The 249-nt window shown below is 61.4% G+C and carries 1 protein-coding gene; it reads right to left on the bottom strand.

The window, feature by feature from the left end; translation table 11 throughout:
* On the bottom strand, positions 1-146 hold a 146-nt coding region (locus tag EN786_RS38220; RefSeq protein WP_210238944.1), incomplete at its 3' end, for a transposase family protein.
* Between the last annotated feature and the right edge of the window lie 103 nt (positions 147-249).

Genomic DNA, 249 nt, shown 5'->3' with positions numbered 1-249 from the left:
AGATGCCTGTTCCCCCACAGAACGATGTCGTCATAGTCGTCGCAGGCCGCCATCGTGCCGCAGACAACCAAAAGCAGCACCTCGCTCAGCGGATACATCACCTTGCAGGACTGGCGATTGTCCTTGACGTTGCCCCCAGTTTCTATCCAGTTTTGAGTTCGTTTCCGGCGTGGGTTGTGCCCTGCTGGGCGGGTGAAGCGACGGGCGCTGGCGCGGAGCCTTTGGCATAGCGCAGCGCGAGCGACCGTC

The organism is Mesorhizobium sp. M4B.F.Ca.ET.143.01.1.1 (assembly GCF_004792275.1).
Lineage (GTDB): Bacteria > Pseudomonadota > Alphaproteobacteria > Rhizobiales > Rhizobiaceae > Mesorhizobium > Mesorhizobium abyssinicae.
This window is presented reverse-complemented; position numbering and strand designations above follow the sequence as displayed.